The following is an 18,245-nucleotide window of genomic DNA, read 5'->3' on the forward strand; positions in this document are numbered from 1 at the left end:
GCCTTTGCCGGCCCGGACAACCAGGCTGATTGCGAGGCCGCCGGTGGTACCTGGAGTGACGAAAGCAAGTCCTGCACGCAGTAGCGGCTCTGAGCGGCGGGCCGGACGCGGTCCGCCGCACCGCTTATCCTCGAAATGTCAGAAGTCGTAGCCGAGGAGGCTGATCTCAGGCTGGTACCATCTGGCTACCTGGTCCCTGAGCGCCGGCGTATAGTAGCTGCGATAGCCGCGGGCCTCATCCTTGTTCGGCGTCACGTTCACTTTTGGAACGCTGACCGGTGTCTTGACACCAGCCTGTGCTAGGCCGGCGTTCAAATCCTCTTCCAAGCTCTCGTATCGGCCGAGGAAATCGACGGCGAGGCAGCCGTCGAGCATGTAGAGCTCGTGATTGTCCACATAGGCGGTATGCTTTTGCATGTATCGCTCGAAGCTCGGGCGCGTCTTCTTCGACTTGGTCTTGTACAGATACCAGGACACTTGGCGGTCCCAGGGGTTCCGGTCGAACGAGAATTTGAAATAGCTGTTCCAAATGTCCACGCCCACATAGTTGCGAATGCGCCACGCGGGCATGTGCTCGTAATAGCCGATGGTCGGGTGCCAATAGCGTTCGGGCCGTCGCAAGAGCTTGCGCCAGAGCGGCGTTTGCGGCTTCAGCGGATGCTCGATCCGATAGTTTTGCGGGGCTAGACCTTTGCGGTCTTTTTCGCTCTCGGCGCGGTACGGCGTGATGACGTCGTCCGGACCGCACAGCTGCGAGATGGCCGCCTCGATGGCCGTGCCCGCGGTCTTTTTCGTCTTGATGAAGATGAAGCGATGCGCGTGAGAGACGATCATGCCGAGCTAAAACTCATAGTCGCGCAGTGAGATTTCGCGCTCGTACCACTCGCCGACGCGGCGCTGCGTCTCCGGTGCGTAATACTCCCGATAGGGGGTCGGATCTTTGCGGTAGGTATCCTTTGCGCGCGGTAATTCGAGGTCGTCGCGAATATGCACTTGCGACAACGCATGTTTCAGATCTTGTGCGAAGGTCTCATATCGGCCAACGAAGTCGACCGCGACCTCGCCGTTGATGGAATAGATACCGAAATTGTTCCGGCGTGCCCGGCGGTCGCTTTCGACGAAGCGTTCGAAACTTGGGCGCTCCGACTGTTCTCGATGGCAATGGTGGTAATAGGATACTTGCCGGTCCCACGGGTTCCGGTCGAATGCGAATTTGAAATAGTTGCCCCATACCTGACCGTCGTTGAGCAGATCCTTTGCGGCCGCTGCCGTCATGTTGTTGTAGAAGCCATGGTCCTGAGCCATGCGCCGGAACATGCGGCGCTTCAAAAAGGGCCGCTGGCTCTGCCACCAACCATGCCGTTCCCAGTTCCGCGCTCCCATGCCACCCGCACGCGCAGCCTCGTCGACCTCGGTGAGGGGGGTGACGATATCGTCCTCGCCGCACAGCTTTGTCAGCGCAATCTCGATGCTCGTGCCTGCCGTCTTCTTCGTCTTCAAAAAGATGAATCTGTATTTGTGCGAAACGATCATGGACATGGTTAGTCGGTCGAGGGATAACTCTGGAACGGTCAGAGGCGCAAATGCTAGTTGCTTGCGCCTAGCTTCTGCAAGCCGATCTCAGGCCTTGTTTTCGAGCGAGGCACTCAAGTCCTCGAGCATGGCCCCAAGATGAATTTCCGAGATATTCAAAGCCTTGGCGATGTCGTGCAGGTTCTTGCGCTCTTCGCCAGCGACGCGGTTGTCCGCTAGCAGGACGCGATAGGCCGCGCAAACAATTTCTTCCTTTTCGGACTTCTCCAGCCCCGGCGCTGCGGCAGCAAGTTCGTCGCGAACATTGATCTTGGTGTTCTCCGCCGCCGCGCGCGCGACCGCATCGGCCGCAAGCGGGCGCCCTTCGCAGGCCTCGTAGATGCTCTGAACATGGCCGATCTCGCGGCTGTCGAGGTGCCCGTCGGAGGCCGCCATGGCGACCATGGCCTTGAGGACCCAATCAGATTGGGGCTTTTCGTCGCTCACGGAGGGCTCCTTCTTGAAGGCTGTTTGTCGCGTGCGATTGTGCGGAAACTGGCCCTGTTTGCCAAGCGGCCTTGAAGGCCTTTGAAGACGCCGCCAGGGTGCGGTATCAACCTGCCGCCGCTGCAAAAGGTCCACCGCATCCATGACAGACCAAACGCCCCTTCGGGTCATCTTCCTCGCCGATACCCGGCCCGGGCATTTTCACATCGCCCAAGGCGTGATCGCTGCCCTGTCGCGACTTCGGCCGGTCGACGTCACCCGGATCGAGGTCGAGCGCAAATGGATCGTGCCGACCCGCTGGCTACGAGCGCGCATCAACGCCCAGAGTTTCTACCCGCCCCGCATGCTGCGCATGGCCTATCGCATCGACGCGGACACAATTCCTCAAGCCGATCTCGTAGTGTCCGCCGGCGGCGAGACGCAAATGCCTAATATCTGCGTCACACGCCTCCTCGACGTGCCCAACATTTTTTGCGGGTCGCTCTTGCGGGGTTTGGAAGCGGATAACTTCAGCCTGATCGTCTCGTCCTATGAGCGCGACGAGGGCAGCGACAAGCATCTCGTGGTTCTAAAGCCCTCTTCCATCGACCCGGACGAACTCGGACGTCCCAAGATCGTGCCGCGCTACGGCCCCGACCTGCGTCCCCAGACCCTCGGCCTTCTGATCGGCGGCCGGGCGGGGCGCTTCCAATACCGCGATAGCGAGTGGGCGGCGCTTCTGGCCTTCGTCGAGGCGCTCTCGAAGGCCTGGGGGACACGCTGGCTGATTTCTACCTCGCGGCGCACGCCCGATTCCGTGGCGGACCGCATCACCGAGATGGCGCGCGACCAAAACGTGGTTGAGAACTTCATCGATTTCCGCAAAGCCGGACCAGGCACGCTTCGTCAGGTCTTCGCCAATGCGGATGCGATCGTCTGCACCGAGGACTCAAGTTCGATGATTTCGGAGGCCGTATCGGCGCGGCTGCCTGTCGTTGGCGTGTCGCCGCGCGCCTTCCGCTTCACGGAGGACGAGCAGCTCTATCGCGACTTCCTGATGAATAAGGGCTGGTCGCGCACGATCCCCATTGCGGACTTGTCGCCGGAGCGCTTTGCGGACGCGTTGTCCCAAATCGAACCCTTGCAGGAAAATCCGCTTAACGCGCTGGCGCTGGCGCTCAAAGCTCGTCTGCCGCACCTGTTCTAGAGGTCGGGTTCGCTGTCGTTAGCGGCGATGGTTCCTGTTGTAATTCGCGCGGCGCTTGCGGCGTTTGTCCTTCTGGATCTCGTTGCCGATTAGGCCGCCGACTAACGCGCCGCCGATTACCCCGACCGCGCTGCCCCGTGTGAGCACCGCGCCGACACCAAGGCCGACGGCGCCGCCGATTAGAGCGCCTTCCTGGGCCTGGGCAGGCTTAGCGGCGGCCATGGCCGCCGCTACGATCAAGGCGCACGCCAGAGCCAAGAGGCCACGTCGATAGACTTCTGAAACCGTCATGGCTATTTCCAGTCGCTCTTCTTCGCTTCGAACACGGTGACTTCGTCGACGTTCAAAGCGCCATCCTTATTGGTATCGGCTGCTTCGAAGTCCGCGAGCTTCTCTGAAATGATCTCTTCCAGCGAAAGGTTCCCGCTTTTGTCGGAATCGCCATCGCCGAACTCGGCGTTCTTGGCAAGATCGCCCAGCTCGTCCGCATCGAGCGCGTTGTTGCCGTTCGCATCGAGCTTGGCGAAGGCCTCCAGCGGGACGAGGAGATATTCGGTCTTGCTCAGGAGCAGGTCTCCATCCTTGTCGGCGAGGATGAAATTGACCTCCACCACGGTGTAGTCAGCCGTCGCGTTCCCTCCGGACAGCGCGACCAGGCAAACGGCGAGCATCGCCAAAGCGGCATGTTTCAGAGTATCCTCCCTCGAATCCAAATGCGACCATCCGAAACTATCAGGCTGCCCGTGCGCGTTTTCAAGCCAAGGGGAGCCAAAGCGTGACAGGGCCACGGCGAATCGCGCGCCGTCCGCATTGAGTTCGCGCGCTTGACCCGCTACAAGCGCGGGCAAATTCCCTGGAACACAGACCATTCGCACGGAAGCCCTCAACGGAGCCCCAAAGACAGATAGCCATGGCCAACCCGCAATACGTTTACGTCATGACGAAGCTTAACAAGACCTATCCCGGCGGGAAGCAGGTCTTGAAGGATGTGACGCTTGCCTTTCTGCCCGGCGCCAAGATCGGCGTGGTCGGCGTGAACGGCGCCGGCAAGTCCACGCTCCTGCGCATCATGGCGGGCGATGAGAAGGAGTTCACCGGCGAGGCCTGGGCCGCGGAGGGCGTGCGCGTCGGCTATTTGCCGCAAGAGCCGGGCCTCGATGCGGACAAGGGCGTGATGGGCAATGTCATGGAGGGCGTGGCCGAGAAGAAGGCCAAGCTCGACCGCTACAACGAGTTGGCGGTGAACTATTCCGACGAGGGCGCCGACGAGATGGCGCAGCTCCAAGACGAGATCGACGCCCAGGATCTTTGGGACCTCGATACTCAAGTCGAGCAGGCCATGGACGCGTTGCGCTGCCCAGGCGGCGAGGCGGATGTCTCCAAGCTTTCGGGCGGCGAGCGGCGGCGCGTGGCCCTGTGCCGGCTGCTCCTAGCCAAGCCCGACATACTGCTGCTCGACGAGCCGACGAACCATCTCGATGCCGAAAGCGTCGCCTGGCTCGAACATCATTTGCGGGACTATCCCGGTACGATCGTGATGGTCACCCACGACCGCTACTTCCTCGACAACATCACCGACTGGACGCTGGAGCTCGATCGCGGGCAGGGCGTGCCTTACCAGGGCAACTATTCCTCCTGGCTCGAACAGAAGCAGAAGCGGCTTCAAGTCGAGGGCAAACAGGAATTGGACAAGCAGCGCACACTGGCCCGCGAACTCGATTGGATCCGGGCGAGCCCCAAAGCCCGCCAGGCCAAATCCAAGGCCCGTATCAAGGCCTATGACGAACTGCTGGCCGAGGCCGGCAACGAGAAGAACGCGAAAGCGCAGATCACCATTCCGCCAGGCCCGCGGCTCGGCGATGTGGTTATCGAGGCCGATGGTCTCGAGAAGGCGTTCGGCGACCGCCTCCTTGTGGACGGGCTCTCGTTCAAGCTGCCGCCCGGCGGCATTGTGGGCGTTATCGGGCCGAACGGCGCGGGCAAGACCACGCTGTTCCGGATGATCGTGGGCCAGGAGACCCCAGACAATGGAGCCATTCGTGTCGGCAACACGGTCAAGCTCGGCTATGTGGATCAGTCCCGCGATGCGCTCGACCAGAAGAAGTCGGTTTACGAGGAGATTTCCGAAGGCGCCGAGGTGGTGACGCTGGGAAAACGCGAAGTGCCGTCGCGCGCCTATGTGGGCTGGTTCAACTTCAAGGGCGGCGATCAGCAGAAGAAGGTCGGCCAGCTTTCCGGCGGTGAGCGCAATCGCGTCCATCTCGCCAAAATGCTGAAATCCGGAGCGAACCTGATCCTGCTCGACGAACCGACCAACGATCTCGACGTGGAGACGCTATCGTCGCTGGAAGCGGCGCTGGAAGACTTCGCGGGCTGCGCTGTCATCATCAGCCATGATCGCTTCTTCCTGGACCGCATCGCCACCCACATCCTCGCCTTCGAGGGCGATAGCCACGTCGAGTGGTTCGAAGGCAATTTCGAGGATTACGAGGAAGATAAGAAGCGCCGTCTGGGCGAAGACTCGATCGTGCCGAAGCGCATCAAATACAAGAAATTCGCGCGGGCCTGATCGCTGGCGCTAGCGCTTGCACCAAGCCACAGCAATCGGGCTTGCAACGCTTGGCAAGAAGACATAAACATATCTTTATGTCAGATGCGCTTCAGAAAACCGCTCAGCTGCAAAAGCCGTCTTCGGCCAAGGTCGCCAGCCGCACCGCCGCTCAAGACGTAGCCGCCGGGCAAGGCTTGGCCAGCGCGCATGTCCTTGCGGCCCTGCGTGGGGCTGGCGAGTCGACGCGCCTGCGTATTCTCGCGCTTCTGGCCGGGTCCGAGCACAATGTGAAGGATCTCACGCAGATCCTGATCCAGAGCCAGCCCAGGATCAGCCGGCATTTGAAGCTCATGGCCGAGGCTGGGATCATCACCCGTTTCCGCGAGGGCTCCTGGGTATTCTTCCGCATCGCCGACACCGGACCCGAAGGGGACTTGGCGCGGGCGATTGTCGCCAGTCTCGATCCGTCCGACCTGACGCTGGTGCGCGACCGGGCGCGGGCCGAGGCCGTTCAGCAGGCACGCGCCGAAGCCGCGCAGGACTACTTCAAGGCCCATGCCGCCGAATGGGATTCGATCCGCACGCTGCACGTTGCCGAAAGCCAGGTCGAGACGGCGATGGACGAAGCGCTCGGGCGGGGGCCCTTCGAGCTTCTTGTCGATCTCGGAACGGGCACAGGCCGTATCCTCGAGCTGTTCGGACCCCGCGCGGACAAAGCTTTGGGTTTCGACCTCAATCACGACATGCTCGCCTATGCCCGCACCAAGCTGGAACGGGTGGGTCTGTCCCAGGCTCAGGTGCGTCATGGCGATCTCTACAACATTCCGCTGCCTGACGGCGCGGCGGACGCGGTCGTCGTGCACCAAGTCTTGCACTTTCTCGACGATCCGGCGACCGCGGTGGCCGAAGCCGCGCGTCTTCTCGCCCCGGGCGGCAAGCTGCTGGTGGTCGATTTCGCACCGCATGAGCTTGAATTCTTGAGAGAACAATCGGCCCATCGCAGGCTGGGTTTCAGCCGGGCCCAGCTCGGCCGCATGCTGGAGGCCGCGGGGCTCAAGCTCTTGAGCTTTAGGGATCTGAACCCGCATGTCGCGGACAAGAAAGCTTCGGATAAGAAGTCTCCGGAAGGCAAATCTCCGAAAGGCAAGTTGACGGTATCGCTGTGGCTCGGCCAAAGACCGGCTGCCACAGGCAAAACAAGAAAACTGAATGACAAGGTGGAGGTCGCCGCATAATGCCTGCAAGTCAACACTCTCAGGGCCAGGAGCCGCCAAAGCGCCGGTTTCTCGGTCGTGGTGCCATCGACGTTTCATTCGAGTTCTTCCCGCCGCGCACCCCGGCGATGGAAGATACGCTCTGGCGCTCCATCCGGCGGCTGGAGCCGCTGCGCCCCAAATATGTCTCGGTCACGTACGGCGCGGGCGGATCGACGCGCGAGCGCACGCACGCCACCGTGGCACGACTGCTGAGCGAAACCACGCTCAAGCCGGCCGCCCATCTCACTTGCGTGAGCGCAACCAAGGACGACGTCGACGAGATCATTCGCGAATACTGGGATCTGGGTGTGCGTCACCTCGTGGGGCTACGCGGCGATCCGCCGGAAGGCGCGGGCAGCAAGTACACGCCCACATCGGGCGGGTACGTGAATGCCGCGGACCTGACGGCGGGTATCAAGAAAATCGCGCCGTTCGAAATCTCGGTTGGGTGCTATCCTGAAAAGCATCCGGAGTCGCCTTCGGTCGAAGCCGACATCGATATGTTGAAGGCCAAGGTCGATGCGGGTGCGACGGGAGCGATCACCCAGTTCTTCTTCGATAATGACGTCTATTTTCGTTATCTGGATCGCGTCCGGGCCGCGGGCATCGACATTCCGATCATTCCGGGTCTTGTTCCCATTCACAATTTCAAACAGGCGGCCAGCTTTGCGCAACGGTCGGGTGCGAGCGTCCCCGGCTGGCTCGGGCGGCGCTTTGAAGGGCTGGAAGAGGATCAGGAGACGCGCCACCTGGTGGCGGCGGCGGTCGCGGCGGAGCAGGTCCTCGGACTTGTGGATCAGGGCATCACCGAGTTCCACTTTTACACTCTGAACCGCGCGGATCTTGTCTATGCGATTTGTCATCTGCTCGGCCTGCGGCCGGCCAAGGCATTTTCGCAGAAGGCAGCGGAGGGAACCGAGCCGACTAAGATTGCAAAGGTGGCGTCATGACCCGCGACGAGCGTATTCAGCATCTCAAACAGGCGGTCAAAGAGCGCATCCTTATATTGGATGGTGCCATGGGCACCATGATCCAGCGGCACAAGCTGGACGAGGAAGGTTATCGCGGCGAACGCTTCAAGGATTTCGATCGCGACCTGAAAGGCAATAACGACCTCTTGGTCCTGACTCAGCCGGACATTATCCGCGACATCCATAGCGCCTACATGGAAGCGGGCGCCGATATCATCGGGACGAACACGTTCAATGCGCAGTCCATCAGCCAGGCCGATTACGGTCTGGAAGATCTGAGCTACGAGCTGAATGTTGTCGCGGCAAAGCTCGCGCGTGAAGCGGCCGATGCGTGGGGGGGCAAAACGCCGGACCGGCCGCGCTATGTGGCAGGCGCTATCGGCCCGACCAACCGCACCGCGTCCATCTCGCCCGACGTCAACAATCCCGGCTTCCGGAACGTGGACTTCGACGCTCTGGTCGAAGCCTACTCCACTCAAGTGCGCGGACTGATCGAGGGGGGTGCAGACCTGATCCTGATCGAGACGGTGTTCGATACGTTGAATGCGAAAGCGGCCGGCTTTGCGGTCGAGGAGGTCTTCGACGAGATGGGCGTGAAACTGCCGATCATGATCTCGGGCACGATCACGGATCTTTCCGGGCGCAACCTGTCGGGCCAGACCCCCGAAGCTTTCTGGTACTCCATGCGGCACTTGAGGCCGTTCTCCATAGGGTTTAACTGCTCGTTCGGTGCCGAACAGCTACGGCCCTCCGTGGACGAGATCGCTCATGTGACCGACACCTATGTCAGCATCTATCCTAATGCCGGGCTCCCCAACGAAATGGGCGAGTACGATGAGACGCCCGAACAGATGGCCGTGCTGCTGGAGGACTGGGCTAAGAGCGGGCTGATCAACATTGTCGGCGGTTGTTGCGGCACCACGCCCGATCACATCCGTGCTATCGCGGACGCCGTGGCGCCCTATGCGCCCCGGGCGATTCCGCAGGTCGAGCACAAGCTCCGCCTCTCCGGACTCGAACCGTTCGTGCACGGGTGACCGTATGACAGCGCTGAAGTTTGAAGATCAAGAAATTCCCAATCTCGACGACTATGCCACGTTAGATAAGCAGTTCATTCCGGGCCGGCGGGCGATCTTTGCCATCGTCGAAGCATCGCTTCTTGAACTCGTTCCCGAAGGTCCGGTCAGCGTCTTGGTGGTCGGCGCCGGTGGCGGTGAGGAAATTCTGCGCCATGGGTCGGATAACCCCGACTGGTCGTTCGTCGGCGTAGACAGCTACGAGCCCATGGTCGACTTGGCGCGCCGGCATCTTGCCGAAACGCCGGCCGGTGACCGCGCCCAAGTGGAGGCAACGGCAATCGACGACCTCGACGAGAAGAATTTCGATGCCGCCACCTGTATTCACACAGCGTATTTCGTTCCGGATGACAGCTCAAAATTGGCTTTCTTCACTGCCATCCGGGCACGCATGAAGCCGGGTACCCCGCTCGCGGTCGTCGACGGTGTAGGCGTGGAGGGCGAACCTCAAACCGAACTTCTGCGGCGTATTTGGACGCGGCGCGCCGTACTAAATGGCGTTACGGCGACCAGTGCGGAAAACTTCAAGAAGGTAGCGCTGTCGGTAGAGCGTCAGGAAGAGTTGCTGACGAGCGCAGGTTTTGAACGCATTACGCCGATTTTTCGCGGACCGGCCATCAAGGGCTGCCTTGCCTTCGCCTAAGGAAATTTCGCCTGTACATCTCCCGCCAACAAGAATTGGAATTCGACTGAATGACAACCTCCGCAGCGCAGAATTTCGTCATGGTTGGCGAGCGGACCAACGTCACGGGGTCCGCCCGTTTCCGCAAGCTCATCGAAGCCAACGACTACGCGGCGGCGCTCGAAGTCGCGCGCCAGCAAGTCGAGAGCGGCGCGAACATGATCGACATCAACATGGACGAGGGCATGCTGAACTCGGAGGAGGCGATGCAGACCTTCCTTAGTCTCATCGCGTCGGAGCCTGACATTTCGCGCGTTCCGATCATGCTCGACTCGTCCAAATGGTCTGTCATCGAGGCGGGGCTCAAATGCGTGCAAGGTAAGCCGGTGGTGAACTCCATCAGCATGAAGGAGGGCGAAGAGCCGTTCCTGGAACATGCGCGCAAGGTTCTTCGCTATGGTGCCGCCGTTGTCGTGATGGCATTCGACGAAACCGGCCAAGCCGATACGGCGGAGCGCAAGTTCGAAATCTGCAAGCGCGCCTATAATCTGTTGACGAAAGAGGTCGGCTTTCCGCCCGAGGACATCATCTTCGATCCCAATATCTTCGCGGTTGCGACCGGTATCGAGGAACATAACGACTATGGCCGCGCCTTTATCGACGCCACGCGGCGTATAAAGGCGGAACTGCCTTACGTCCATATCTCCGGCGGCGTCTCGAACCTTTCCTTCGCGTTCCGCGGCAATGAACGCGTGCGCGAAGCCATGCACACGGTCTTTCTCTATCACGCCATCCAGGCGGGAATGGATATGGGCATTGTCAATGCGGGCCAGCTCGGCGTCTATGACGACATCGACGCGGAACTGCGCGACCTCGTCGAAGACGTGATCCTTAATCGCCGCGACGACGCGACCGACCGCTTGCTGGACGCTGCCGAGCGCTACAAGGGCGGTGCGTCACAGAAAAAAGAAGCAGATCTCTCCTGGCGCGAGAAGCCGGTCGAGGAGCGCATGACCTATGCTCTGGTGCACGGTATCGGCACCTATGTCGAAGAAGACACCGAAGAGGCGCGGCAGCGCGCGGATCGGCCGCTGCATGTGATCGAAGGTCCGCTGATGGCGGGGATGAACGTGGTTGGCGATCTGTTCGGCGCAGGCAAGATGTTCCTGCCGCAGGTGGTCAAGTCCGCGCGCGTTATGAAGCAGGCCGTGGCCTATCTCATGCCCTACATGGAGAAGGAGAAGGAGGAGCTCGGTCTCGTCGAACAAGCGGCTGCCGGCAAGATATTGCTCGCCACGGTGAAAGGCGACGTTCACGACATCGGCAAGAACATCGTTGGGGTCGTGCTCCAGTGCAACAATTACGAGGTGATCGACCTCGGCGTCATGGTGCACTCGCAAGTCATTCTCGAGGCCGCAAAGGAAAACAACGTCGACATTATCGGGCTGTCGGGCCTGATTACGCCGTCCCTCGATGAAATGTGCCACGTCGCCGCCGAGATGGAGCGCGAAGGGTTCGACATTCCGCTTCTGATCGGCGGTGCGACCACGAGCCGTGTGCATACCGCTGTCAAGATCAGCCCCAATTACCAGCGCAGCCAGGCGATCTACGTCACCGATGCAAGCCGTGCGGTCGGCGTTGTCTCGGGGTTAATTTCCAAGGAGAGGCGCGACGATCAGATCGCCAAGGTTCGCGCCGAATACAAGCAGATGGCCGAGTCCTATGCACGTGGTCAGGCGGACAAGGCACGGGCGACGATCGCGCAGGCCCGCGGCAACGCGCTCAAACTCGATTGGAAGGCCTACACGCCGCCAAAGCCGGCCTTCCTAGGAACGCGCACCTTCACCTCCTACGATCTCGCCGAACTCGCACCCTATATCGACTGGACGCCGTTCTTCCATGCCTGGGAGCTCAAAGGGACTTACCCGCGCATTCTCGACGACGATAAATATGGCGAGGCGGCGCGGCCGCTCTTCGAAGATGCGCAAGCCATGATGAAACAGATCATCGGCGAGAACTGGCTCAAGGCGAATGCAGTGGTCGGCTTCTGGCCTGCAAACGCAGTCGGCGACGATATTGAGCTCTACACGGACGAAACTCGCGAGGTACCGTTTGCGACCTACCACACGCTGCGCCAGCAAATGGCGCGCAGTGGCGGCAAGCCTAATCTAGCGTTGGCCGATTTCGTCGCGCCCAAGGATTCAGGTGTCGCCGACTATGTGGGTGGATTTGCGGTCACCACGGGCATCGGTGAGGAAGATATCGCAAGGCGCTTCGATCTCGCCAATGACGACTATTCGAAAATTCTCGTAAAGTCGCTTGCGGATCGTTTGGCGGAGGCCTTCGCCGAGGCGATGCACCAGATGGTGCGCCGCGAGCTTTGGGGCTACGCGCCGGACGAGACCCTGTCGAATGACGCGCTCATTGCCGAAAAGTATGCGGGCATCCGTCCCGCGCCCGGCTATCCCGCGCAGCCCGACCATACGGAGAAGCGCACACTGTTCCGTCTCCTTGACGCGGAAAACGAGATTGGCGTGAAGCTCACCGAATCCTGTGCCATGTGGCCGGGCGCTGCCGTGTCGGGTCTGTATTTCTCGCACCCGGATGCGCGCTATTTCGGTATCGGCAAAGTCGGACGCGATCAGGTCGCCGATTACGCGGCGCGCAAAGGCTGGCCGCTCGAGGAAGCCGAGCGTTGGCTTGGACCTATCCTCAGCTACGATCCCAAACAGACCACCGACGCCGCGGCGTAAGAGCCAACACAGCAGAGGGAGCGCCAAGACGGGGTCGTGCGTCTACGGCGTTTTGCTTTGCTGACTTGTTGTTGGCGGCCTAAAGGCCCAATGCACTCGCCCTAGATCATTCCGAGAATGACAGCAGCGAGGAAGCCGAACGATAGTACGACCGAAGCCACGGTCAGTTTGGCTGTGAATTCCATCGGAAGCTCTCCTTTCCGACTGGAGGGGTGCCCGTTTTGCAATGTTACCATTTTACAAACTCCCCGTGTTATGTGCCAAGCTGTTTTCTTGTTGCGCCGCACAAGCGAATGGACGCGACACACGTTGGCAATCAACGCGTCAAGAGGATTTCCGTTCGCACAAAGAACATTTTTTTTGGATTTCCGCCCCGGATTGACGCCTGTGTTGATTCCATCGGGATGCGGCATCGTTCCGCAGCCGCCGGAGCACAGCATGTGGAAAAGTCTGGCGTTCGCAGCGGGGTGATGCCTTGCGCGTCGTCATAAATGGACAATGCGCCAAGCCGCTTCCCTCTACGCTATGTCAGAGTCTTTCTGAGAAGCGTTTCGGCAAAACCGTCCGTCACGAGATCGGGTAGGCTCGCGACTTCGCAAAAGCCGTTACGCTTGTAGAAGTGCAGCGCATCCTTATTGAACTGCGATCCGCAGACCCACACGTTGCGCTTGCCAAGCCGCTTTGCTTCAGCCTCCACGAATGAGAGCACCTCTGTGCCAATCCCGTGTCTCTGAAAGCCCGGAAGGATGGCCAGGAGTTGGATATAGGGGCCTTTGAGCCACGGGAGACGAACGGACAAGACTCCGGCCAGAGTGCTGTCCACGACGATGGCGTAGCGCTGTGTGCCTGGCTTCTCGGCTTGCAGAAATTCCGTCAGCATATCCGCCGAACTCCCTAGGGTCGACCAGGGCGGGATCGCCGCGAGCGCTTCCGCCAGCCTCCGATGCGCGTCGGGTGCCAGAGGGCGCAAATGCAAGGCGCCGAGGTCAGCTGTTGGGGGGAGTGCTGACGGTGTCACTTTTTTAGACCGCGGCGGCGCTTCTTGACCTGAGCCACGCGGCGTTGGTCGCCGGGGCGCTCCGTGTAGCAGCTCTGCGCAATCACGGGTTCGCCGGCGGCGAGCAACTCGCTCACAGTCACGAAGCGATAGCCCTCTTCCTTCAGTTTAGGAATCGCCAGCTTTAGGGCCTCGGCCGTGTTGTGGCCATGGCCGTTCGCGTGGCCGATCACGATCGCACCGGGATGGGCCTGGCCTACAATGGCCTTCGCAATTCTCTTTACCGACAAATTCGGGTCCGGATCTCCGGTCACGATGTCCCATTGAATGGCGAGCTGCCCGGCGTCAGCGACCGCGGACAAGGCTCGGGCGTTGCACCAGCCATAGGGAAAACGCATCAAGGTCAATTCGTCTTGAAGGGAGAGGATCTCTTGTACATTCCAAGAGCAGCTCTTCCTCATCAGCCGTCCGCGGGCACGCAGGAAGGCGGACTCTGCCAAATGGATCTCGTCGTGCAGTGTGGCCTTGCTGGCCCTCGAAAAATCACGGTGGCGTAGACCATGGCTGCCAATTTCGAACCGCCGGTCCGCGATGAGCTGCGCTCCGCGCTCGGGATGGCTCTCGAACCACTTGCCGCTCACGAACAGCGTCGCCTTGACGTCTTCGTCGCGCAGGTAGTCGATGACCTGCCCGTCATAGCCCGTGCGATGGCCATTGCTCTCGCAAAAATCCAAGGTGAGGGCGATCAGCTTTTGGTCTTCGTTGAGCTTCACACTACGGATCGAACCGCGCAGGGCTGCGGAAACGGGAGAGCGGCTGGGCCTCGTCACCTTGCGAAGGACGTCGAGATCCACCCGTGTCTTGTTCCGGGTGGATTGCCGCTCCTTCTCGGTGCCCGCGAGTGCCGCCTCGCTCCAGCAGCGGGACAGCAGCGTGGAGGCCGCGTTTTCCGTATCGGGGCGATCGTCCGCCGCAGCGTGCACGACGCTTGCCCAAACGATCCCGAGGGCACATATAGTCCGTCCGATCAGAAACATTGTCGTCCCAACCCCGTAGAACCCGAGGAGCGGCTTCTTGAGCCACTTGCGCGCATCGCGTCAATTAAAAGATCGGTGACAGAGGCGCGTCAGCGAATGGGGTTGAGCGGCGCGTGGGAGATCATGGGGCAGTCTAAGGTCTTCTCAAGCGCCTCGACGAGCTCCTGCTCGTCTTTGGCCTTGATGTAAAGACCGTTGTTCTGATCCGCGAGACACATGAGATCCATCACGCTGTTGCCGCCCGTCCAGGAATAGCCCTTGTAGCGGAAGCCGATCACATGCACGGTCAATTGCGCGGCATTGTCGTGAAGCCGTTTGGCCAGTTCGCACGGCGAACGGCCGCAGGTTTCTTCGCCGTCCGTCACAACGACGACCACCCCGGGATTGTTGCGATAGTCGAGCGCCTCGGCGGCTTTCTCGACACCGGACGTGAGCGGCGTCTTGCCAGCGGGAATGATCCGGTTGATCGCGCGCATGATTGGTTTGGCCGCATTGGTGGTCGGCTTCATGGCCAGCGACACGTTGCACTGATTGTAGGGGCCGGGGCCGTAGGTCACGAGGCCGACACGGCGGTATCGCGTGGCGCTGGGAAGCACTTGCCGCAAGGCCCAGCGTACTTCGTCGATACGGGGCTTGGAATTGGGAATGCCGAGGACCTGATTGCCCGACATGGAACCAGAGGCATCGAAGACGATCATGGCGTCGTCGGTGCAAGGGGCTTTTTTCGCCTCGGGCGTGACGGCATCTTCGGCACTCGCAACAAAAGCCGAACCCGCCACGGCCGCTGCCGCAATGCCAGCAACCCAGAATTTCCGCCAGTGCATTGCAAACACGCTGCCGCAATCTTGCATAGTCTACCTGCTCCCTAGGCAATTTTCCCAATCATAGACCAAATGTTTTTTCTGCGGAATGGAAGAAAAACCGGGAAATTTTTGGGATGCAGGCTTCCTGAACAGCCCTTCCGAACCGAATTAGAGGCCGAAGATCAAGATCACGTAGACGAGGAAGAGGAGGAGGTACACCACGCCGTTGATGACATTGGTCTGCTCTGCGCCAAAGGTCATGCCGCTCACGAACATGGTCAGAACCAGCAGCACGGTTTCCTATTGGGTTAGGCCGAGTTCGGCGTCGCGGCCGGTGATCATGCCGATTGCCAAGACCGCCGGCACGATCAGGCCGATGGTCGACAAGGCCGAGCCGAGGCAGATATTGATGGTTCGCTGCAGGCGGTTCGACAGGGCGGCGGAGAACGCGCTCAAGGCCTCTTGCGTTAGCATGAAGACGGCGATCAACACGCCGGCAAGGGCATCCGGCAGGCCTATGTCCCCGATGCCGAAATTGACGATCTCACCGAGAGACTCAGCAAGGATCACCACGGGCAGCAAGCACAGCACCAGCATGATAGTGTGGAAGGTCAGCGAGTGGGTTTTCTTGCCTTTGTCCCGGGACATGGCTCTCGTCCGCGCGCGCTGCTCGTCTGGGCGTCCTGCGCCCTCTGTTCCGGTTCGTCGAAGAAGGCGTGGTGCCGCATGGTCTGAATGATCACGAATGCGGTGTAAAACAGTAGGGTGATGGCTGCGAACAGGACGGCTTTCGCAGGTGCTTTTACGGGATCGGGCGGTATTTCCGTGTGGTTCGGTAGGATCAGAGCAAACACCGCTAGTGCCGTCAGGAAGACGAGAAAGGCGCGCGCGCCGGCAAGATTGTAATCCTGCTCCCAATAGCGCAGGGCGCCCATAAGGAGAGCTGCGCCCACCATGCCGTTCAAGACGATCATCAAGGTCGCGAACATAGCGTCGCGCGCGAGCGTGGGGTTGTTCTCACCCTGCAGCATGATCGAAACCAGCATGGCCACCTCGATGATGATCATGGAGAACGTCAGGATAAGCGTGCCATAGGGCTCGCCTAGCTCCTCGGCCACGGCTTCGCCATGCTGCATCACGGCGTAGGCGCACCACATCATGACCGCGAACAGCGAAACGAAGAGCGGCGTGGACTTGAGGTGATTCCCGAGGTTCGACATCAGGTCGGCCCCGAAGACCACGAAGATCAGGGTCGTGAGGCCGCCGCCGACGGCCGGCGCGATGGCGTTTAACAGGACATGCTTGTTCATGAAGTCTCGACGCGGCGGTTTCCCCACCATGGCCCACTCTGTTAAACGCCCCGCGGTGGCGATCATCGACTGATTCTGATGTCCGAATAACAAGGGGGTCGCTGACGGCGAACCTAGCCGAGCGGGCGGCTTTTATGTAATAGCCGTTTACATGAATAATTCCGGCCGCCGCTGGCAGCGGCGCTCCTACCATCACGGCAACCTCAAAGAGGTGCTGCTGGAAGCCGCGCGCAAGCTCATCGAGGAGCACGGCGCCTTTGGCTTCAGCCTTACGGAAGCGGCACGGTTGGCCGGGGTGAGCCCCGCGGCGCCCTATCGTCATTTCCGTGATCGCGATGCGCTTCTCGCCGAGGTTGCGCGCACCGGGTTCGAGCGCTTCGCGGCACGCCTGGATGCGGCTTGGAACAATGGCATCCCGACGCCGCTTTCAGCCTTCGAGGCATTGGGGCGCGCCTATCTCGCCTTTGCCCGCGAGGATCCCGCGAGTTACGCGGTCATGTTCGAGTCGGGGGCCACGGCGGAAAACCGGGGCGAGGCCATTCAAGCTGCCGCCTCATCGCCCGCCGCCGAAAAGGCCTTCAACGTGCTTCAGCAAGCGGCCGCCGCCATTTGCCAGCATTTGCCGGAGAACGAACGTCCGCCTCTGAAGCTCGTGGCCATGCATTTCTGGACTATGTCTCACGGGATCGCATCGCTCTTCATCCAGGAAGGGAGCGCGGCGCGAAAGATCCCGCTCACGCCGGAGGAGGTGCTGGAAAGCGGCCTGCTGATCTATCTGAAAGGTCTCGGCGTCTTGCCCGAGGGAGCCGCGCAGGAGACCCCCGAACAGAATTCCCAAGATAGCTCGGAAGGGGCGTCCTAGCGGCTCGCCGTCTGCGCGCCGCGGCCGGTGCCGCTCGCCTCAAGCCATCTCAGCACGAGATTCCAGTCCGACCAGGACCCATTATAGATGTTCCGGTCGACCTTGCCCGGGACGCCCGGCACGATGCCCGTCGTGGTGAACTGCCAGAAGGCCCACTTGCGGCCCGGATACTTCTTATGCGGCTCGGCCGCCACCGTCCGCAGCCAGAAATGATAGTCCTTGAGCTCGCCCTTGAGGATGTCGCGATGGAAATTGGGATCGGTATAGATGATCGGCCGTTTTCCCGTATGGCGCTCCATCGCCGCGAGAATGATCTTGATCTTTTTCAGCGCGAGAGAGCGGGAGACCCGTTTCGGGCAGGTCTTGGAAAAGGGATGCCACTCGAGATCCAGCACCGGGGGCAGGGCATCGGGATCGTTCGGAACGTTCCGGATGAACCAGGCGGCCTGCTCTGAGGCGGGCCGGCACCAATAGATGAAATGATAGGCCCCGCGCGCAATGCCGGCGCGCTTGGCTGCATGCCAGTTCTGACGAAACTTGGGATCGAGGTGGTCGCCGCCTTCGGTCGCCTTGATGAAGGCGAAGTGGATTCCGGCCCCGCGCACGCGCTGCCAGTCAATGTCGCCTTGCCAATAAGAGACGTCGATTCCCTGGACCGGCATGGAGTGAGCCCGAGTCACGCCCTTATGGGGCTTATGATCCTTCAGCGACCGGGCCACGGCTGCACCACCGCCCAGAGCGGTGAGCACGACGGCCCCCCCGACGGCAAAACTGACGAACTGGCGATACGCTGAATACATGG

Annotated in this window: 20 protein-coding genes; 8 read left to right on the plus strand and 12 right to left on the minus strand. The window is 60.8% G+C overall.

Annotation, left to right across the window (positions count from 1 at the left end; genetic code table 11):
* Window positions 1–138: 138 nt before the first annotated feature.
* The 3 genes from WBQ77_RS09350 to WBQ77_RS09360 all read right to left on the minus strand — a co-directional run bounded on the left by WBQ77_RS09350 (window position 139) and on the right by WBQ77_RS09360 (window position 2,190).
* The gene (locus WBQ77_RS09350; RefSeq protein WP_424044877.1) at window positions 139–834 is read right to left on the minus strand and encodes a sulfotransferase family 2 domain-containing protein; all 696 of its coding nucleotides are present in this window, start codon (window positions 832–834) and stop codon (window positions 139–141) included.
* 6 nt (window positions 835–840) lie between these two features.
* Window positions 841–1,539 carry a sulfotransferase family 2 domain-containing protein gene (locus WBQ77_RS09355; RefSeq protein WP_424044879.1) on the minus strand — a complete coding sequence of 233 codons (699 nt, stop codon included), beginning with the start codon at window positions 1,537–1,539 and terminating at the stop codon, window positions 841–843.
* A gap of 81 nt (window positions 1,540–1,620) precedes the next feature.
* Window positions 1,621–2,190 carry a DUF533 domain-containing protein gene (locus WBQ77_RS09360; protein ID WP_424044880.1) on the minus strand — a complete coding sequence of 190 codons (570 nt, stop codon included), beginning with the start codon at window positions 2,188–2,190 and terminating at the stop codon, window positions 1,621–1,623.
* Between WBQ77_RS09360 and WBQ77_RS09365 the strand changes: the two genes are divergently transcribed.
* On the plus strand, window positions 2,162–3,205 hold the full coding sequence (locus tag WBQ77_RS09365; RefSeq protein ID WP_424044881.1) for an ELM1/GtrOC1 family putative glycosyltransferase: 1,044 nt from the start codon (window positions 2,162–2,164) through the stop codon (window positions 3,203–3,205). The genes WBQ77_RS09360 and WBQ77_RS09365 overlap by 29 nt on opposite strands.
* 18 nt (window positions 3,206–3,223) lie before the next feature.
* Here WBQ77_RS09365 and WBQ77_RS09370 read toward each other — a convergent pair whose 3' ends face one another.
* Together WBQ77_RS09370 and WBQ77_RS09375 are read right to left on the minus strand one after the other, a co-directional pair.
* Entirely contained in the window at window positions 3,224–3,496 is a 273-nt protein-coding gene (locus WBQ77_RS09370; protein ID WP_424044883.1) for a glycine zipper 2TM domain-containing protein, read from the minus strand.
* A gap of 2 nt (window positions 3,497–3,498) precedes the next feature.
* Window positions 3,499–3,918: a hypothetical protein gene (locus WBQ77_RS09375; RefSeq protein ID WP_424059957.1), complete on the minus strand. Its 420-nt coding sequence runs from the start codon at window positions 3,916–3,918 to the stop codon at window positions 3,499–3,501.
* Between the two features lie 197 nt (window positions 3,919–4,115).
* Between WBQ77_RS09375 and ettA the strand changes: the two genes are divergently transcribed.
* The 6 genes from ettA to metH all read left to right on the plus strand — a co-directional run bounded on the left by ettA (window position 4,116) and on the right by metH (window position 12,434).
* Window positions 4,116–5,774, plus strand: coding sequence for an energy-dependent translational throttle protein EttA (ettA, locus tag WBQ77_RS09380; protein WP_424044887.1), 1,659 nt, complete (start codon window positions 4,116–4,118; stop codon window positions 5,772–5,774).
* Window positions 5,775–5,851: 77 nt separating this feature from the next.
* Window positions 5,852–6,991, plus strand: a complete 1,140-nt coding sequence (locus tag WBQ77_RS09385) for an ArsR/SmtB family transcription factor (RefSeq protein WP_424044889.1) — start codon at window positions 5,852–5,854, stop codon at window positions 6,989–6,991.
* Entirely contained in the window at window positions 6,991–7,962 is a 972-nt protein-coding gene (metF, locus tag WBQ77_RS09390; RefSeq protein WP_424044891.1) for a methylenetetrahydrofolate reductase [NAD(P)H], read from the plus strand. Before WBQ77_RS09385 ends, metF begins: the two co-directional genes overlap by 1 nt.
* Window positions 7,959–9,020 carry a homocysteine S-methyltransferase family protein gene (locus tag WBQ77_RS09395; protein ID WP_424044893.1) on the plus strand — a complete coding sequence of 354 codons (1,062 nt, stop codon included), beginning with the start codon at window positions 7,959–7,961 and terminating at the stop codon, window positions 9,018–9,020. The genes metF and WBQ77_RS09395 overlap by 4 nt, the downstream gene beginning before the upstream one ends.
* 4 nt (window positions 9,021–9,024) lie before the next feature.
* On the plus strand, window positions 9,025–9,702 hold the full coding sequence (locus tag WBQ77_RS09400) for a class I SAM-dependent methyltransferase (RefSeq protein ID WP_424044895.1): 678 nt from the start codon (window positions 9,025–9,027) through the stop codon (window positions 9,700–9,702).
* A gap of 50 nt (window positions 9,703–9,752) precedes the next feature.
* Complete coding sequence (gene metH, locus WBQ77_RS09405; protein ID WP_424044897.1) at window positions 9,753–12,434, plus strand: methionine synthase; 2,682 nt, start codon at window positions 9,753–9,755, stop codon at window positions 12,432–12,434.
* Window positions 12,435–12,957: 523 nt separating this feature from the next.
* Here the strand turns inward: metH and WBQ77_RS09410 are convergent.
* The 6 genes from WBQ77_RS09410 to WBQ77_RS09435 all read right to left on the minus strand — a co-directional run bounded on the left by WBQ77_RS09410 (window position 12,958) and on the right by WBQ77_RS09435 (window position 16,647).
* Window positions 12,958–13,314, minus strand: a complete 357-nt coding sequence (locus WBQ77_RS09410) for a GNAT family N-acetyltransferase (protein ID WP_424044899.1) — start codon at window positions 13,312–13,314, stop codon at window positions 12,958–12,960.
* A 134-nt stretch (window positions 13,315–13,448) separates the two neighbouring features.
* Window positions 13,449–14,414, minus strand: coding sequence for a polysaccharide deacetylase family protein (locus WBQ77_RS09415; protein ID WP_424059959.1), 966 nt, complete (start codon window positions 14,412–14,414; stop codon window positions 13,449–13,451).
* A 143-nt stretch (window positions 14,415–14,557) separates the two neighbouring features.
* Window positions 14,558–15,292 (minus strand): vWA domain-containing protein, encoded by a 735-nt coding sequence (locus tag WBQ77_RS09420; protein ID WP_424059961.1) that lies wholly within the window; start codon window positions 15,290–15,292, stop codon window positions 14,558–14,560.
* Window positions 15,293–15,439: 147 nt separating this feature from the next.
* A complete protein-coding gene (locus tag WBQ77_RS09425; protein ID WP_424044902.1) occupies window positions 15,440–15,565 on the minus strand; it encodes a hypothetical protein in 126 nt (41 codons plus the stop codon).
* Window positions 15,566–15,571: 6 nt separating this feature from the next.
* A complete protein-coding gene (locus WBQ77_RS09430) occupies window positions 15,572–15,919 on the minus strand; it encodes a hypothetical protein (protein ID WP_424044903.1) in 348 nt (115 codons plus the stop codon).
* The gene (locus WBQ77_RS09435; protein WP_424059963.1) at window positions 15,883–16,647 is read right to left on the minus strand and encodes a calcium:proton antiporter; all 765 of its coding nucleotides are present in this window, start codon (window positions 16,645–16,647) and stop codon (window positions 15,883–15,885) included. Before WBQ77_RS09435 ends, WBQ77_RS09430 begins: the two co-directional genes overlap by 37 nt.
* An 85-nt stretch (window positions 16,648–16,732) precedes the next feature.
* On the opposite strand from WBQ77_RS09435, the gene WBQ77_RS09440 reads away from it, so the two are divergent.
* Window positions 16,733–17,443: a TetR/AcrR family transcriptional regulator gene (locus WBQ77_RS09440; RefSeq protein ID WP_424044906.1), complete on the plus strand. Its 711-nt coding sequence runs from the start codon at window positions 16,733–16,735 to the stop codon at window positions 17,441–17,443.
* On the opposite strand, the gene WBQ77_RS09445 is transcribed toward WBQ77_RS09440, so the two are convergent.
* Window positions 17,440–18,243: a GH25 family lysozyme gene (locus WBQ77_RS09445; RefSeq protein ID WP_424044908.1), complete on the minus strand. Its 804-nt coding sequence runs from the start codon at window positions 18,241–18,243 to the stop codon at window positions 17,440–17,442. The two genes, WBQ77_RS09440 and WBQ77_RS09445, sit on opposite strands and share 4 nt — an antisense overlap.
* Between the last annotated feature and the right edge of the window lie 2 nt (window positions 18,244–18,245).

The organism is Methyloceanibacter sp. (assembly GCF_049590335.1).
In the GTDB taxonomy this organism is placed as follows: Bacteria; Pseudomonadota; Alphaproteobacteria; order Rhizobiales; family Methyloligellaceae; genus Methyloceanibacter.

Coding starts and splice junctions, on each gene's coding strand:
- metH (WP_424044897.1), top strand. CDS start 9,753: ATGACAACCTCCGCAGCGCAGAATTTCGTCATGGTTGGCGAGCGGACC.
- WBQ77_RS09420 (WP_424059961.1), bottom strand. CDS start 15,292: ATGCACTGGCGGAAATTCTGGGTTGCTGGCATTGCGGCAGCGGCCGTG.
- WBQ77_RS09365 (WP_424044881.1), top strand. CDS start 2,162: ATGACAGACCAAACGCCCCTTCGGGTCATCTTCCTCGCCGATACCCGG.
- WBQ77_RS09360 (WP_424044880.1), bottom strand. CDS start 2,190: ATGACCCGAAGGGGCGTTTGGTCTGTCATGGATGCGGTGGACCTTTTG.
- WBQ77_RS09435 (WP_424059963.1), bottom strand. CDS start 16,647: ATGATCGCCACCGCGGGGCGTTTAACAGAGTGGGCCATGGTGGGGAAA.
- WBQ77_RS09395 (WP_424044893.1), top strand. CDS start 7,959: ATGACCCGCGACGAGCGTATTCAGCATCTCAAACAGGCGGTCAAAGAG.
- WBQ77_RS09370 (WP_424044883.1), bottom strand. CDS start 3,496: ATGACGGTTTCAGAAGTCTATCGACGTGGCCTCTTGGCTCTGGCGTGC.
- WBQ77_RS09430 (WP_424044903.1), bottom strand. CDS start 15,919: ATGTCCCGGGACAAAGGCAAGAAAACCCACTCGCTGACCTTCCACACT.
- WBQ77_RS09410 (WP_424044899.1), bottom strand. CDS start 13,314: ATGCTGACGGAATTTCTGCAAGCCGAGAAGCCAGGCACACAGCGCTAC.
- WBQ77_RS09385 (WP_424044889.1), top strand. CDS start 5,852: ATGTCAGATGCGCTTCAGAAAACCGCTCAGCTGCAAAAGCCGTCTTCG.
- WBQ77_RS09440 (WP_424044906.1), top strand. CDS start 16,733: ATGAATAATTCCGGCCGCCGCTGGCAGCGGCGCTCCTACCATCACGGC.
- WBQ77_RS09445 (WP_424044908.1), bottom strand. CDS start 18,243: ATGTATTCAGCGTATCGCCAGTTCGTCAGTTTTGCCGTCGGGGGGGCC.
- metF (WP_424044891.1), top strand. CDS start 6,991: ATGCCTGCAAGTCAACACTCTCAGGGCCAGGAGCCGCCAAAGCGCCGG.
- WBQ77_RS09400 (WP_424044895.1), top strand. CDS start 9,025: ATGACAGCGCTGAAGTTTGAAGATCAAGAAATTCCCAATCTCGACGAC.
- ettA (WP_424044887.1), top strand. CDS start 4,116: ATGGCCAACCCGCAATACGTTTACGTCATGACGAAGCTTAACAAGACC.
- WBQ77_RS09355 (WP_424044879.1), bottom strand. CDS start 1,539: ATGTCCATGATCGTTTCGCACAAATACAGATTCATCTTTTTGAAGACG.
- WBQ77_RS09350 (WP_424044877.1), bottom strand. CDS start 834: ATGATCGTCTCTCACGCGCATCGCTTCATCTTCATCAAGACGAAAAAG.